The sequence below is a fragment of the Variovorax sucrosi genome, assembly GCF_051216635.1.
Taxonomy (GTDB): domain Bacteria; phylum Pseudomonadota; class Gammaproteobacteria; order Burkholderiales; family Burkholderiaceae_C; genus Variovorax.
The window spans coordinates 371294-386221 of sequence record NZ_JBPJZU010000001.1 but is presented as its reverse complement, the minus strand read 5'-3'; the positions used below and the strand labels follow the sequence as shown (position 1 = coordinate 386221).

The 14928-nt window shown below is 66.6% G+C and carries 14 protein-coding genes; 7 read left to right on the top strand and 7 right to left on the bottom strand.

Annotation, left to right across the window (positions count from 1 at the left end; translation table 11 throughout):
* Nucleotides 1-13: 13 nt before the first annotated feature.
* From ACSFBE_RS01710 to groL, 5 genes are all read left to right on the top strand, one after another.
* Nucleotides 14-397: a nuclear transport factor 2 family protein gene (locus tag ACSFBE_RS01710; protein WP_435488637.1), complete on the top strand. Its 384-nt coding sequence runs from the start codon at nt 14-16 to the stop codon at nt 395-397.
* A gap of 94 nt (nt 398-491) precedes the next feature.
* Nucleotides 492-1136, top strand: coding sequence for an NAD(P)H-binding protein (locus ACSFBE_RS01705; protein WP_435488636.1), 645 nt, complete (start codon nt 492-494; stop codon nt 1134-1136).
* A 683-nt stretch (nt 1137-1819) separates the two neighbouring features.
* Nucleotides 1820-3343, top strand: a complete 1524-nt coding sequence (locus ACSFBE_RS01700) for a carboxylesterase/lipase family protein (protein ID WP_435488635.1) — start codon at nt 1820-1822, stop codon at nt 3341-3343.
* Nucleotides 3344-3776: 433 nt separating this feature from the next.
* Complete coding sequence (locus ACSFBE_RS01695) at nt 3777-4067, top strand: co-chaperone GroES (protein WP_435488634.1); 291 nt, start codon at nt 3777-3779, stop codon at nt 4065-4067.
* A gap of 50 nt (nt 4068-4117) precedes the next feature.
* Nucleotides 4118-5770: a chaperonin GroEL gene (gene groL / locus ACSFBE_RS01690; RefSeq protein WP_435488633.1), complete on the top strand. Its 1653-nt coding sequence runs from the start codon at nt 4118-4120 to the stop codon at nt 5768-5770.
* A 171-nt stretch (nt 5771-5941) separates the two neighbouring features.
* Here the strand turns inward: groL and ACSFBE_RS01685 are convergent, their stop codons facing one another.
* From ACSFBE_RS01685 to tal, 3 genes are all read right to left on the bottom strand, one after another.
* Nucleotides 5942-6274, bottom strand: coding sequence for a DUF805 domain-containing protein (locus tag ACSFBE_RS01685; protein ID WP_435488632.1), 333 nt, complete (start codon nt 6272-6274; stop codon nt 5942-5944).
* Between the two features lie 95 nt (nt 6275-6369).
* Nucleotides 6370-7929, bottom strand: a complete 1560-nt coding sequence (pgi, locus tag ACSFBE_RS01680; RefSeq protein ID WP_435488631.1) for a glucose-6-phosphate isomerase — start codon at nt 7927-7929, stop codon at nt 6370-6372.
* The gene (tal, locus tag ACSFBE_RS01675; protein WP_435488630.1) at nt 7926-8879 is read right to left on the bottom strand and encodes a transaldolase; all 954 of its coding nucleotides are present in this window, start codon (nt 8877-8879) and stop codon (nt 7926-7928) included. Before tal ends, pgi begins: the two co-directional genes overlap by 4 nt.
* Before the next feature lie 107 nt (nt 8880-8986).
* Here tal and ACSFBE_RS01670 point away from each other — a divergent pair, with 107 nt between their 5' ends.
* The gene (locus ACSFBE_RS01670) at nt 8987-9664 is read left to right on the top strand and encodes a lipocalin family protein (RefSeq protein ID WP_435488629.1); all 678 of its coding nucleotides are present in this window, start codon (nt 8987-8989) and stop codon (nt 9662-9664) included.
* A 1-nt stretch (nt 9665) separates the two neighbouring features.
* Here the strand turns inward: ACSFBE_RS01670 and ACSFBE_RS01665 are convergent, their stop codons facing one another.
* On the bottom strand, nt 9666-10307 hold the full coding sequence (locus tag ACSFBE_RS01665; RefSeq protein WP_435488628.1) for an HAD family hydrolase: 642 nt from the start codon (nt 10305-10307) through the stop codon (nt 9666-9668).
* 120 nt (nt 10308-10427) lie between these two features.
* On the opposite strand from ACSFBE_RS01665, the gene zwf reads away from it, so the two are divergent.
* Nucleotides 10428-11894, top strand: a complete 1467-nt coding sequence (zwf, locus tag ACSFBE_RS01660; RefSeq protein WP_435488627.1) for a glucose-6-phosphate dehydrogenase — start codon at nt 10428-10430, stop codon at nt 11892-11894.
* A gap of 24 nt (nt 11895-11918) precedes the next feature.
* On the opposite strand, the gene ACSFBE_RS01655 is transcribed toward zwf, so the two are convergent.
* From ACSFBE_RS01655 to ACSFBE_RS01645, 3 genes are read right to left on the bottom strand one after another with little or no spacing between them, the layout of a single operon-like run.
* Nucleotides 11919-12947, bottom strand: a complete 1029-nt coding sequence (locus ACSFBE_RS01655; protein ID WP_435488626.1) for an ABC transporter ATP-binding protein — start codon at nt 12945-12947, stop codon at nt 11919-11921.
* Nucleotides 12944-13954 carry an ABC transporter ATP-binding protein gene (locus ACSFBE_RS01650; RefSeq protein ID WP_435488625.1) on the bottom strand — a complete coding sequence of 337 codons (1011 nt, stop codon included), beginning with the start codon at nt 13952-13954 and terminating at the stop codon, nt 12944-12946. The genes ACSFBE_RS01655 and ACSFBE_RS01650 overlap by 4 nt, the downstream gene beginning before the upstream one ends.
* Complete coding sequence (locus ACSFBE_RS01645) at nt 13954-14865, bottom strand: ABC transporter permease (RefSeq protein ID WP_435488624.1); 912 nt, start codon at nt 14863-14865, stop codon at nt 13954-13956. Before ACSFBE_RS01645 ends, ACSFBE_RS01650 begins: the two co-directional genes overlap by 1 nt.
* Between the last annotated feature and the right edge of the window lie 63 nt (nt 14866-14928).

Here is a 14928-nt window from a genome sequence, read left to right as displayed (position 1 = left end):
CAGGAGTGACACCATGAGCAAACCCACCTACGTGCCGGAATACCAAGCCATTGTCGAAGTACTGAACAAGTACAACGAAGGCTGCAAGCAGGCCAAGAGCAGCATCATGAAGCCGGCATTCAGTGACAAGGCGACGATGTTCAGCGTCGATGGCGACGGCAAGCTGACCGGCGGCGCGATCCAGGCCTTGTTCGACGGCATCGACAGCGGATTTCGCCCGTCGCCCGAAGCCCAAGGTGCCATCGTTAGAGTCGACATCGTGGGCACCGCCGCCAGCGCGCGCATCGACACCAACGACGTCTCGGGCTTTTGCTTCACTGACTTCTTTCACCTTCTGAAAGTCGATGGCCAATGGACGGTGGTCAGCAAGATCTTCCACACCCACGTGGCGCCTTGACCCTTCACCTGGGCAGCGCCCAGCCCCGCATGATGATCAAGTTGACCCAGGGCGACACGCCGGTGGGCGGGTCCATTCAACGGTTCGCGCGCGCATGACCCAGGCGAGAAAAAAACTGCTCTTGATCGGTGCCACCGGTTTGGTGGGGCGCCATGTGTTGCAACGAGCGCTGGCCGACCCACGGGTTGATGCCATCGTCGCGCCGACCCGGCGTGCGCTACCGACGCATGCCAAGTTGTCGTCTCCGTCGGTGGACTACGAGCGGCTTGATGAAGATGCCAGTTGGTGGCGCGCCGACGCCGTCATCTGCACTCTGGGCACCACCCTCCGGACGGCAGGGTCTCAGGCAGCGTTCCGTCGGGTTGACCACGACTACCCACTGGCTGTGGCGCGATTGGCCCACGCACATGGCACTCCGACCTATGTCCTGAACTCGGCGATCGGCGCGGATGCCGCTTCGTTTTTTTTCTACAACCGGGTCAAGGGTGAGCTGGAGAATGAGCTGCGTCAGGTCGGCATCAGTTCGCTGACGCTGGTACGCCCTGGCGTGATCGGAGGCCCTCGCGACGAGTTCCGCCTGGGAGAGCGCCTCATCGTCGGCGCGTTGAGTGTTGCGGGACCGGTGCTGCCTCGACGCTGGCGGCTGAACCCCGCGTCCAACATTGCCCAGGCACTGCTCGAGGCGGCCCTTGCCTCGCAGCCAGGGGTGAGCGCCATCGACGCAGAGAAAATGGCTTGAAGTTCCGTTCCACTCTCTCCCTGATCGTTGCCTCAATGGACTCGAGCCTTACCGATCCCGCAGCTTGGTCACGCAGGGCTGCAAGCCGGACAATCCGCGGAGCGTAGACGCAGTTCGCATGAAGGGGGGGCGTGGTGTTGCAGCAGTTGTCGATTCCCACCCAGCGGTAAACCCAGATCATTGTGAATCAACGACTTGCGTCGGGTCGTCTCACGCGCTTTGAAACTGCAGATTCTCTTAACTCTAAATTCGAGGGTGTCTGTTCCACCTAACTTTGCACTGCTCAAATGCGGCTGGCCGGCGGACCTCCCTATCGCTGGCGGCTGGACTACGACGAGCGCCTGGTCGATTCGATCAGCCGCCCGGTCGTGCGAGCCCGGATCGAAACGCCCGAGGGCCTGTGGATGACCACCGACACGGTCGGGCCCGCATCGACGCCCACCCCCGCCTTCCAGCTCCGCCGCGTGCCATCGCCTCCGCAACGATGCGGCGATGCAGTCACGCAGCGGCACTCAACGAATGTGCCTACGAGGAGTTTCTCGAAGCCTTGGCCGCGCTCGGCCGATGGCGCAGTGGCAGTGCGCTGCACGGATGACAAGGCAGCGCACTGCCGACCTGTCTCGTCCTCCCGCGTGCCGTGAGGGCAAAATCGCTTGCACCATGCCCGACCTTCGGAAATCTCCATGATTCGATCGCTGTGGCGGACCGCCGGGCACGCGCTCTGGCTGCTCGTCGCCCTGCAGGCGGCCTGCTGGGCGCAGGCGCCAACGGCAGCGACGCCGTCCGGGCCCGTGCAGGGCCGGCTCGTCGAAGACGTCGCCATCTTTCGCGGCATTCCCTTCGCCGCCCCGCCCGTCGGCGATCTGCGCTGGCGCGAACCGCAACCGGTCGCGCCGTGGTCGGCCATGCGCCAGACCGCCAGCAACGCGCCGTCGTGCCCGCAAAAGCGCGGCCTCTCGCTGGAAGGCGGGGGCGACCCGGGCGAAATCGACGAAGACTGCCTCTATCTGAACGTCTTTACGCCAGTCGCCGACGCCGGCGCGAGGCAGCCCGTGATGGTGTGGATCCACGGCGGCGCACTCGTCTTCGGCAGCGGCGGACTCGAGATCTACGACGGCAGCGCGCTGGCCAAACGCGGAGTAGTCGTGGTCACGATCAACTACCGGCTCGGCCCCCTGGGCTTTTTCGCCCATCCCGCGCTCGACAAGGAGCGCCCCGGCGGGCCAACCAATTTCGGCCTGCTCGATCAGATCGCCGCCCTGCAATGGGTGCAGAAGAACATCGAGTCGTTCGGCGGCGACCCGGCCCGGGTCACAGTCTTTGGACAGTCGGCGGGAGCGCAGAGCGTTCTGGCGCTGATGGCCTCGCCGCTGGCCACCGGGCTGTTTCGCGGTGCCATCGCCGAGAGTCCCTACGGAGTGCCCAGCCACACCCGGGCGGCGGCAAGCGCTTCCGGCACCGCAATCGCAACCAAGGTGGGCCTGCCCGGGGCCGGCGCGAGCATGGCGGCGATGCGCGGCATTCCTGCCGAGCGCCTGGCAGCACTCGAAGGCAAGGGCCTGTCGCTGGCGCCCGGCTTCGTTGTCGGCGACCGAGCGGTGCCGATGCCGCTGCTGGAGGCCTTCCAGAAGGGCCGGCAGGCCGGCGTGCCGCTCATCATTGGCAGCAACAGCGACGACGCCAGCGTGGCCGTCGCTTTCGGCATCGAACCCGCGCAGCTCGTGCAGAAGATGGGGCGGGCCCGCATCCTGGTTCGCTCGTACTACCCGGATGTCGCCGACGACCGCCAGCTCGGTCGGGAGGTCGCGCGCGATGTTGTCTTCACGGCGTTCGCGCGCCGTATCGCCTACCTGCACAGCGCGACGGCACCCACATGGCGCTATTACTTCAGTCGGGCAGGTTCGTCGCCGAACGGGGCCGGCCATGGCGCAGAGGTGCCTTTCGTCCATGGCACGGTCGAGCGGTGTCAGTGCCTCGGCGGGCCTGTCACACAACTGGACCGGGATGTGGCACGCCGCATAGGCGATCGGTGGGCGGCATTCGCAAGCGCCGGAACGCCTGCCGGCTTACCCACTTGGGAGCGGGACAACCGAAGTCGCGGCTGGGCCCTTGAGATCGGTGACGAGGAGACGGGCCGCTCAGGGTTCATGGCGGCTCGCCTTAACGCGTTCATTACAGGGCTCAATCTGGTTAGCCGCAGGAATTAGACAGCCGTCCCGATGGACTGTCTGGTCCGTCACAGCGATGACGAAGAATCGTTCATCGGCAACGACCTCGTCCCCATCGGGAAGGGTTGCAGAGCCGGCAACTGCTCCCGCTGGTTCGAGCTAATAGAGTTCGAAACTTCCGTCCTTCCTACGGGCTGGGGGAATGACGAGGTTCGCGCGAAGCATGCGGGACGAAAGTGCGAAACGGCGGTGGAATTCAGGCGGGGTTCTACTGGCGTGCGATCCATTGAGTTCGAAACGGGCGGGCGAAGTCGTTCGGCATCAGCGGACGACGACCTCTTGAAACGGAGACAAATGCCCGTATCATTAGCACTCGTCGAACCCGAGTGCTAACAGCGCGGTTTCCAGACGATGGGCAGCCGGCCCGCGCTGGCGCCCGACCCCAACCCCGTTTCTATATCCAGGAGATGCAATGAAACTTCGTCCTTTGGCCGATCGCGTGATCGTCAAGCGTGTTGACAGCGAAACCAAGACCGCCTCCGGCATCGTCATCCCCGACGCAGCCGCCGAAAAGCCCGATCAGGGCGAAATCCTGGCCGTCGGCCCGGGCAAGCGCACCGACAAGGGCGAACTGACCGCACTGACCGTCAAGGTCGGCGACCGCGTCCTGTTCGGCAAGTACTCGGGCCAGACCGTCAAGGTCGACGGCGACGAGTTGCTGGTCATGAAGGAAGACGACCTGTTCGCAGTCGTCGAGAAGTAAATCTTCTCCGTCCTTCCGCTCATTCCATCAATCTTTCGGAGTAATTCAACATGGCAGCAAAAGACGTAGTCTTCGGCGGTGAAGCCCGCGCACGCATGGTCGAGGGTGTCAACATCCTGGCCAACGCAGTCAAGGTGACCCTGGGCCCCAAGGGCCGCAACGTGGTGCTCGAGCGTTCGTTCGGCGCCCCGACGGTGACCAAGGACGGCGTGTCCGTCGCCAAGGAAATCGAACTCAAGGACAAGCTCCAGAACATGGGCGCCCAGCTCGTGAAGGAAGTGGCCTCCAAGACTTCGGACAACGCCGGTGACGGCACCACCACCGCGACCGTGCTGGCACAAGCCATCGTTCGCGAAGGTTTCAAGCTGGTCGCGGCCGGCATGAACCCGATGGACCTGAAGCGCGGCATCGACAAGGCCGTCACGGCCCTGGTCGCCGAGCTGAAGAAGGCTTCGAAGCCCACCACCACGTCGAAGGAAATCGCTCAAGTCGGCTCGATCTCGGCCAACAGCGACGAAACCATCGGCAAGCTCATCGCTGACGCGATGGACAAGGTCGGCAAGGAAGGCGTGATCACCGTTGAAGACGGCAAGAGCCTGGACAGCGAACTCGACGTCGTCGAAGGCATGCAGTTCGACCGCGGCTACCTGTCGCCCTACTTCATCAACAACCCCGAAAAGCAATCCGCGATTCTGGACAACCCCTTCGTTCTGCTCTACGACAAGAAGATCAGCAACATCCGTGACCTGCTCCCCGCACTGGAACAAGTCGCGAAGTCGGGCCGTCCGCTGTTGATCATTGCCGAAGAAGTCGAAGGCGAAGCCCTCGCAACTTTGGTCGTGAACACGATCCGCGGCATCCTGAAGGTCGTGGCTGTCAAGGCACCAGGCTTCGGCGACCGCCGCAAGGCCATGCTGGAAGACATCGCCATCCTGACGGGCGGCAAGGTCATCGCCGAAGAAGTCGGCCTGACGCTCGAAAAGGTGACCCTGGCCGACCTCGGCTCGGCGGCCCGCATCGAAGTCGGCAAGGAAAACACCATCATCATCGACGGTGCTGGTGCTGCCGGCGACATCGAAGCGCGTGTCAAGCAAGTGCGCGTTCAGATCGAAGAAGCTTCGAGCGACTACGACCGTGAAAAGCTGCAAGAGCGCGTGGCCAAGCTGGCCGGCGGCGTTGCCGTGATCAAGGTCGGCGCTGCCACCGAAGTCGAAATGAAGGAGAAGAAGGCCCGCGTCGAAGACGCCCTGCACGCCACCCGCGCTGCAGTGGAAGAAGGCGTTGTGGCTGGCGGTGGCGTCGCGCTGCTGCGTGCCAAGCAAGCTGTGGGCGACTCGGTCAAGGGCGACAACGCCGACCAGGACGCCGGCATCAAGCTGGTACTGAAGGCGGTCGAAGCGCCCCTGCGCGAAATCGTCAACAACGCCGGCGGCGAAGCCTCGGTGGTGGTGAACGCTGTGTTGGCCGGCAAGGGCAACTACGGCTTCAATGCCCAGAATGACACCTACGGCGACATGCTCGAACTGGGCATTCTGGATCCGACCAAGGTGACCCGCACCGCGCTGCAGAACGCAGCATCGGTTTCTTCGCTGCTGCTGACGACCGAAGCCATGGTCGCCGAGGCACCGAAGGACGAAGCCGGCGCTGGCGGCGGCATGCCCGACATGGGTGGCATGGGCGGCATGGGCGGCATGGGCATGTAATTGCCCCTGGTTCGCCTCCGGGCGAGCCTTGCTTCCTGAGGAACGAAAGCCTTGCAGCTCGCGCTGCAGGGCTTTTTTCATGGCCGAACCCGAATGGCAGAAGCGCTCTTTCTCGGCGGCGGGCACAAAAAAGGCCGCTTGGGCGGCCTTGTCGGATGCAATGTTCGGGGCTCAGGCCACCGGCGGCGGGCCGTATTCATTCGATTCCGGCGCGCTCGGCTGCACCGCGAAATACAGCAGCACCAGCCCCACCAGCGGGACGATGCCGATCAGCAGCCACCAGCCGCTCTTGCCAATGTCGTGCAGGCGCCGTGCGCCGGCTGCCAGCATCGGCAGGATGAAGGCGAGCACGACGATCAAGTAGACGTACTCGTGAATGAAGCCGGCCACGATGGCAAGCACGAGATAGGCAAGGAAGAACCACCAGTACTCGGAGCGCGAGGCGCGGCCCGAAAAGTCCACGTACTTGGCAAAGCAGGTCGCAACGGCCTGTTGAAAATTCATGACAACTCCTCTTTTTAGTTCCCACGGGAAGACCCCGGGCCATCATATCGGCCGGGATCGGGCCGCCGATGACAGGCGGCCGAGGAGTGCCGCGCTCAGCGCAGGCGCGCGAGCAGGCCGGCGGTCGAGGCGTCCAGGCCCTGCGTATCGCCCGAGGCCAGGCGCGGCTCGATGTCTTTCGCCAGCACCTTGCCGAGCTCCACGCCCCACTGGTCGAAGCTGTTGATGCCCCACAGTGCACCGCTGGTGAACACCCGGTGCTCGTACATCGCGAGGAAGGCACCGAGCGATTCGGGCGTGAGCTTCTCCAGCACGAAGAAGGTGCTGGGGCGGTTGCCGGGAAAATTCTTGTGGCCGCCCGCGTCGGCCTTGCCGACCATCAGCGCCTGGGCCTGCGCCAGCGCATTGGCCAGCAGCTTGGAATGATGGCCTTCGAGCGCATGCGCCGCATCGCGCACCGCCACGAATTCGAGCGGAATGACGTCGGTGCCCTGGTGCAGCATCTGGAAGTAGGCGTGCTGGCCGTTGGTGCCCGGCTCGCCCCACAGCACGGGTGAGGTGCCGAAGGACAGCGCTTCACCGCTGGCGTCGACCTGCTTGCCGTTGCTTTCCATCTCCAGCTGCTGCAGATAGGCCGGCACGCGCTTGAGCGCGCTGTGGTACGGCGCGATGCTGCGGCTGGTGAAGCCGTGGAAGTTGCGGTACCAGACGTCGAGCAGGCCCAGCCGCACCGGCAGGTTCTGCGCCAGCGGCGCGGTGCGGAAGTGCTCGTCCATCGCATGCGCGCCCGCGAGCAGTGCCCGGAATCCCTCGGGCCCGATGGCCAGCGCGATCGGCAGCCCGATGGCCGACCACAGCGAATAGCGCCCGCCCACCCAGTCCCAGAAGCCGAAGGTCTTCTCGATGCCGAAGGCACGCGCGGCCTCGACGTTGGTCGTGAGCGCGGCGAAGTGGCGCGCCACGTCGAGCCCGCCCGACTGCGAGAACCAGCGCTTGGCCGATTGCGCGTTGGCCATGGTCTCGGCCGTGGTGAAGGTCTTCGACGCGACGATGAACAGCGTGTGCTCCGGCGCCAGGCCCTTGAGCACGCCGGCCAGCTCGTGGCCGTCGACGTTCGAGACGAAGTGGAAGCGCTTGCCCGGCGCGACGAATTCGTCCAGCGCCAGCACCGCCATCTGTGGCCCGAGGTCGGAGCCGCCGATGCCGATGTTCACCACGTCGGTGATGGTGTGGTCGGCGCGGACCGCTTCCGCGTAGTCGAGCATGGCGTCGAGCGTGGCGTGGACATCGGCCAGCGCGGCCTTGTTCTGCGCGGCCACGGCGGCGTCGGCCGGCGCGCGCAGCAGGAAGTGCATCACCGCGCGGTCTTCGGTGCCGTTGATCGGCTCGCCAGCGAACATCGCATCGCGGTGTGCCTCCAGGCCCGACTCGCGGGCCAGCGCCAGCAGCAGTTCTTCGGTGCGCGCGTCGATCAGGTTCTTCGACAGGTCGGCGAATACATGCGGCGCGGTTTGGTTGAAGGCAGTAAAGCGCGCGTCACCGTCGGCCTCGAAGGCCGTGCGCAAATCGAAGCGCCGGCCGACCCCGTCGTAGTGCGCCTGCAATTGCTTCCAGGCCGCGGTGCGGTCGCATCGGACGCCGGTGACGGCGCTCATTGCACCTCCTGCATCAGCTTCTCGAGCTTGACCGCATCGGCCGCGAAGGCACGGATGCCCTCGGCCAGCTTCTCGGTGGCCATCGCGTCTTCGTTCAGTGCGAAGCGGAAGGCCGCTTCGTCGAGCGCGAGCTGCGGGATGTCGCGCGACCGGGCCGCTTCGGCGTCGAGCGCATGCGCCAACGGCGCTTCGCTGGCCGCCAGTTCGGCCAGCAGGTCGGGGCTGATGGTGAGCAGGTCGCAGCCGGCCAGCGCAGCGATCTGCCCCGTGTTGCGGAAGCTCGCGCCCATCACTTCGGTGGCGATGCCGTGGCGCTTGTAGTAGTCGAAGATCTGCCGCACCGACTGCACGCCCGGGTCGTTGGCGCCGCTGCGCGCGGCCTCGTCCCAGGTGCTGCCAGCCGACTTCTTGTGCCAGTCGTAGATGCGCCCGACGAAGGGCGAGATGAGCTTCACCCCCGCCGCGCCGCAAGCCACGGCCTGCGCGAAGGCGAACAGCAGCGTGAGGTTGGTGTGGATGCCCTTCTGCTCCAGGATGCGCGCGGCCTCAATGCCTTCCCAGGTGGCGGCGATCTTGATCAGCAGACGTTGCTCGGGGTCGATGCCTTCCGCCCGATACAGCGCCACGATGCGGTCGGCCCGCGCCACGGTGGCGGCGGTGTCGAAGCTCAGGCGGGCATCGACCTCGGTCGACACGCGGCCCGGGATGAGCGACAGGATCTCGGCGCCGAAGCGCACCAGCAGCCTGTCGATGACCTCGTCCACCGACAAGCCGCGGTGCGCCTTCACGGCCTTGTCGAGCAGCGGCCGGTAGTCCGGCTTCTGCACCGCCTTCAGGATGAGCGACGGATTGGTCGTCGCGTCCTGCGGTTTGAACTGGGCGAGCTGGCGAAAGTCGCCGGTATCGGCAACCACGGTGGTCCACTGGCGGAGGGCGTCGAGTTGGTTCATGACGACCATTATCCCGTCCGGAAACTACAGGCCGTGTGGTCCATGGCTGACGGATCCGTCATGGTCGAACGCCTACGCTCGGCCGCTTGCCCTTTCTGGAGAACGCCATGCCGATCCGCCACCGCACGCCACCCACTGCACCCGCCCCGTTCGATGACCGCCGCGTCAGCGCCTCGATCGGCACGCTGGCCACGGCCTTCTGCGTCGGCGGCGCGCTGGCGCTGGCCGCCTTCGGCGTGGCACGCAGTGCCCGCGCCCAGACGCTCGCCGGCCCGCCCGATGGCGCGCCGCTGATGCGGTCGCCGCTGCAGGCGGTCGCGCCGGTCGATTTCAAGCGCTACGCCGGGATGTGGCACGAGCAGGCGCGCCTGCCCAACCGCTTCCAGAAGCAGTGCACCGGGCCGGTGACCGCCGAGTACACGCCGCTGCCCGACGGTACGGTGCAGGTGCGCAACCGCTGCGTGCTCCGCGATGGCAATTTCGAGGAGGCCGTCGGCAGCGCCCGCATCGTGCCGATGGCCGGCCAGGACGGTGCCGGTCGGCTCGAGGTGCGCTTTGCACCTTCGTGGCTGAGCTGGCTGCCGATGGTCTGGGGCGACTACTGGATCCTCAAGCTCGACCGCGACTACGAGGTGTCGCTGGTGGGCACGCCCGACCGCGACTACCTGTGGGTGCTGTCGCGCGACCCGGTGCTCGATGCGGCCACGCTCGACAGCTACCTCGAATACGCGCGAAGCCTGGGCTTCGATGTCGACAAGGTGATTCGCACCAGCGACGCCCGCTGAGTCACGCCGAAGGCCGGGCCAGTGGCGCAAGATGGCGCGCCACCTGTGCCGCCAACGCCTTGGGTGCCGTGCAGTGGATGGTGCGCCAGCCCAGCGCGCGTGCCGCCTCGACGTTCGCCGCGGTGTCGTCGATGAAGAGCGTCTGCGCCGGGTCGAAGGCGTGGCGCCAGGCCAGCAGCTCGTAGATCTCGTTGTTCGGCTTGATGAGCTTCACGTCGCTTGAAAAAACGCCGCCGTCGAACCAAGCGAAGAAGGGCAGCCGCCGCTCCAACGCGCGGGCATAAGGCAAGGGCATGTTCGACAGGTAGAACAGCCGCACGTCCTCGCCACCCTCGCGGCGCGCCCGCAAGTCATCGAGCAGCTCGACCGTTTCGGGAATCGGGTCCAGCCGCTCGCCCAGCGGCGCGATCATGTCGTGCACCTGCGCCAACGGCAGGCCCAGGCGGGCTGCGCTGCGCGCGACAACCTCCTCGACGCTGCGCACGCCGCAGTCGAAGGCCAGCCAGTCCTCGTGGTGAAAGAAGGCCTTCGCCAGGCCCTGGGCCGCCTCGGCGGTCGGCGCGCGCTCCGGGAAATGCGCCTGCAGGAGCCGGGCCGGCTCCCACGCCACCAACACGGCACCGAGATCGAAAACGACGTTCATGGGCGCCATTGTTCCACGGCCCCTGCGTGACGCATGCGCACCGGCGGTGGCGCCGGACAGTACCATTCGCATGGCCAGCTTCGTGCACGGCCCTCCTCCAATTCCACGGATTCCTTTTCCATGAGCTTCGACCTCGTTCTGTTCGGCGGCACTGGCGACCTGGCCTGGCGCAAGCTGATGCCGGCCCTGTTCCAGGCCTTCCGCCATGGCAGCCTGCCCGAGGGCGGGCGCATCATCGGCGTGGCGCGCGACGACCTGTCGGACGACCAGTACCGCGAGCTGATCGAATCGCGCTTCGCCGCTGTCGAAGGGGCCAAGCGCCCCAGCCCGGAGGAGTTCAAGAAGTTCGCCTCCATGCTGTACTTCCTGCGCATGGACCTGTCGAAGCCCGGTCACTATGCTCAGCTGGCCGACATGCTCAAGCGGCGCAACGCCGACACGGTGGTGATGTACGTCGCCACCGCACCGGCGCTCTTCACGCAGGTGGTCGAGCAGATCGCGGCGGCCAACCTCAACACGCCACGCACCCGCGTCGTGCTCGAGAAGCCGCTGGGCCACGACCTGGCGTCGAACCGCGCCATCAACGAGGCGGTGCGCAAGGTGTTGAGCGAGAAGCAGGTCTTCCGCATCGACCACTACCTGGGCAAGCCGTCGGTCCAGAACCTCTTCGCGCTGCGCTTCGGCAACGCGCTGTTCGAGCCGATCTGGCGGCGCGAGCACATCGCCAACATCCAGATCACGATCGCCGAGGATCTGGGCGTCGAGAAGCGCGGCGCCTTCTACGACCAGACCGGCGCGCTGCGCGACATGGTGCAGAACCACGCGCTGCAACTGGTCTGCGCCATCGCCATGGAGCCGCCCATCAACGCGCATGCCGACGCGCTGCGCGACGAGAAGCTGAAGGTGCTGCGCTCGCTCAAGCCCTGGACGCCCGAGACGCTGGGGCTGCACGCCATCCGCGGCCAATACACGGCGGGCACGGCCTACGGCGAACGGGTGCCGGGCTACCTGTCGGAGTCCGGCATCGACCCGCAGAGCCGCACCGAAACCTTCGTCGCACTGCGCGCCGAGATCGCCAACTGGCGCTGGGCCGGCGTGCCCTTCTACATTCGCACCGGCAAGCGGCTGGCGTCGCGCGACGCGCGCATCGAGGTGAACTTCCGCCCCACGCCGCATGCCATCTTCCGCGCGCCGGCCGGCGCCGCGAACCGGCTGGTGATCAACCTGCAGCCCAAGGACGGGCTCGAACTGCACCTGCTGTCGCAGGCGCAGAACAACCGCAAGCGCAGCAACGGCGACACGACCCAACCCCTGGCACCGGTGCAGCTCGACCTCGATTTCGACAAGCGCTTCGGCAGCGAACGCGTGGGCGCCTACGAACGCCTGTTGCTGGACGTGATCGATGGGCGGCTCAACCTCTTCGTGCGCAGCGACGAGCAGGAGGAGGCCTGGCGCTGGGTCGAGCCGCTGATCGACAGCTGGTCGTCCGACGGCGCGCCGCGCCCCTACGCGGCTGGCACCTGGGGGCCGAGCGCGTCGAGCGCGATGATCGCGCGCGACGGCTTCTCGTGGAGCGAAGAACAGTAGCCCGCAGGCCCTGATTGGCCGGCGCTAGATCCGGCCTTCTTCCACCGCGTGGCAGGCCACCTTCACGCCGCGCAGCATCTGCAGCGGTGGCCGCTCGGCCTTGCAGCGTGCGTTGGCATGCGGGCAGCGTGGGTGGAAGGTGCAGCCGGTCGGCGGGTTGAGCGGGTTGGGCACCTCGCCCTGCACCGGCGTGCGCGAGCGGCCGGTGTGCTTCATCTGCGGAATGGCGTCGAGCAGCATGCGCGTGTAGGGATGCTGCGGCGACCCGAAGAGCTTGTGCTTGTCGGCCACCTCGACCAGCCGGCCCAGGTACATCACGCCGACCTGGTCGGCCACGTGTCGCACCACCGCGAGGTTGTGCGAGATGAAGAGGTACGTCAGGCCCTGCTCGCGCTGCAGGTCCTTCATGATGTTGAGCACCTGCGCCTGCACGCTCACATCGAGTGCCGAGGTCGGCTCGTCGCACACCAGGAACTCCGGCTGCGTGGCGAGCGCCCGCGCGATCGAGATGCGCTGGCGCTGGCCGCCCGAGAACTGGTGCGGGTACTTCGACATGTCGAGCGGGCTCAGACCGACCGACTGCAGCAGCTCGCCCACGCGCTGCTTGAGCGCCGGGCCTTTCTGCAGGATGCCGTGCTCGCGCAGCGGCTCGCCGATGATGTCCTCCACGATCCAGCGCGGATTCAGGCTCGCGTACGGGTCCTGGAAGATCATCTGGATGCGGCGACGCAGCGTGCGGCCCTCGGGCCTCTTGAAGGCGGCGTGGGCGTCCTGGTTGTCGAACTGCATGCCGCCGCGCGTCGGGCCGTACAGGCCGACCATGAGACGCGCGACCGTGCTCTTGCCGCAGCCCGATTCGCCGACCAGTGCCAGCGTCTTGCCGCGTTCGATCTCGAAGCTGACGCCGTCGACCGCATTCAACAACTGCTTCGGCTTGCGCTCGAGCACCCGGTTGAGCCAGGGCGGCGAGACGTCGAAGGTCTTGGCCAGGTCGCGCACCTCGACCAGCGGCACGCCGGCCTGCGATGCGTTCATGGTGGCGGTCGTGCTCATGCAGGGGCTCCCGCGCGACGCAGCGCCGTGTGCGCGTCGTGCGCGTCGTGCAGCCAGCAGGCCGCGCGCGTGGCGCCGGCGTTGAGCAGGTCGGGCCGCTCCTGCGTGCAGCGCTCGAAGACGCGCGGGCAGCGCGGGTTGTAGGCGCAGCCGCGCGGAATGGCATTCAGGCGGGGCATGGCACCGTCGATCTGGTTGAGGCGCTCGCGGTCGACCTCGATGTCGGGAATCGAAGCCATCAGGCCCATCGTGTACGGATGCGCCGGTTGATGAATCACCTCCTGCACCGGGCCGATCTCGGCGATGCGGCCGGCATACAGCACGGCCACGCGGTCGCAGGTTTCGGCGATCACGCCCATGTCGTGCGTGATGAGCATCACCGCCGCGCCGCGCTCCTTGCAGATGCGCTTGAGCAGTTGAATGATCTGCGCCTGGATCGACACATCGAGCGCGGTGGTCGGCTCGTCGGCCACGATCAGCTTGGGCTCGGCCGCCAGCGCCAGCGCGATGACCACGCGCTGCCGCATGCCGCCGGAGAACTGGTGCGGGTAGTGGTCGATGCGCTGCTCGGCGGCCGGAATGCCGGTGTCCTGCAGCAAGCTGATGGCGCGGCGTCGCGCCTCGGCGCCGTTCACCGGCAGGTGCGCCTGGATGGTTTCCACCAGCTGTCGGCCCACGGTGTAGAGCGGGTTCAGCGAGGTCAATGGGTCCTGGAAGATCGCGCCGATCTTGCGGCCGCGGATGTGGCGCATCTTGTCATGCGAGAGCTGGTCGATGCGCTCGCCCTCGAGGCGGATCTCGCCGCCCGCGACGCGGCCCGGTGGCTCGAGCAGGCCGATGATGGCGGCGCCGGTGAGCGACTTGCCGGCACCGGACTCGCCCACCACGCCGAGGATTTCCCCCGGTGCGATGTCGAAGGAGATGTCGTCGAGCGCACGCAGCGTGCCGCGGCGGCCGGGAAATTCGACGACCAGGTTCTGGACTTGGAGCAAGGGATTGTTGGTCATCAGCGGAGCCTCGGGTTGAGCGCGTCGCGCAGCCAGTCGCCCAGCAGGTTCACGCTGAGCGCGATGAGCACCAGCATCAGGCCGGGGAACACCGTCATCCACCATTCGCCGGAGAAGAGGTACTGGTTGCCGATGCTGATCAGCGAGCCCAGCGACGGCGACGTGGGCGGCACCCCCACGCCCAGGAAGGACAGCGTCGCCTCGGTGATGATCGCCGTCGCGACCTGGATGGTGGCGAGCACCATCACCGGGCCGGTCACGTTGGGCAGCACGTGGCGCAGCATGATGCGCATCGGCGCCACACCGGTGACGCGTGCGGCCTGCACGTATTCCTTGTTGCGCTCGACCATGGTCGAGCCGCGCACCGTGCGGGCGTAGTCGACCCACTTGGTCAGCGAGATGGAGAAGATCAGCACGCCGAAGGCGACGGTGGTGTCGGCGTTCGGAAACAGCGCCCGGCCGACGCCCGAGATCAGCAGCGCGACCAGAATCGGCGGGAAGGACAGCATCACGTCGCACAGGCGCATCAGCGCCGAGTCGACCCAGCCGCCGCGGAAGCCGGCAATGAGCCCGAGCAGCGTACCGACCGCGACCGACAGAAACACCGACACCACGCCGACGATCAGCGAGATGCGCGCGCCGTAGATGACGGCCGAGAGAATGTCGCGACCCTGGTCGTCGGTGCCGAGCAGGTACTTGCGCGTGCCTTCGGGGTACCAGGCGGGCGGCAGGCGCGCGTCCATGAGCTCGAGCTTGGCCAGGTCGAAGGGGTTGTGCGGCGACACCCATCCGGCGAAGGCCGCGCAGAAGATGCAGACGAACGCGATCACCGCCGCCACAATGGCGACGGGAGAAGTCCGGAAGCTGTAACCGACGTCGCTGTCGGCCCAGCGCGCGAGTGTTTTGATCATCGTGAGTGCTAAGTGGGCCGCTTCGCCCGCCCCTGCGTGGCAAGCGAAGCGAAGCCCGTTCGT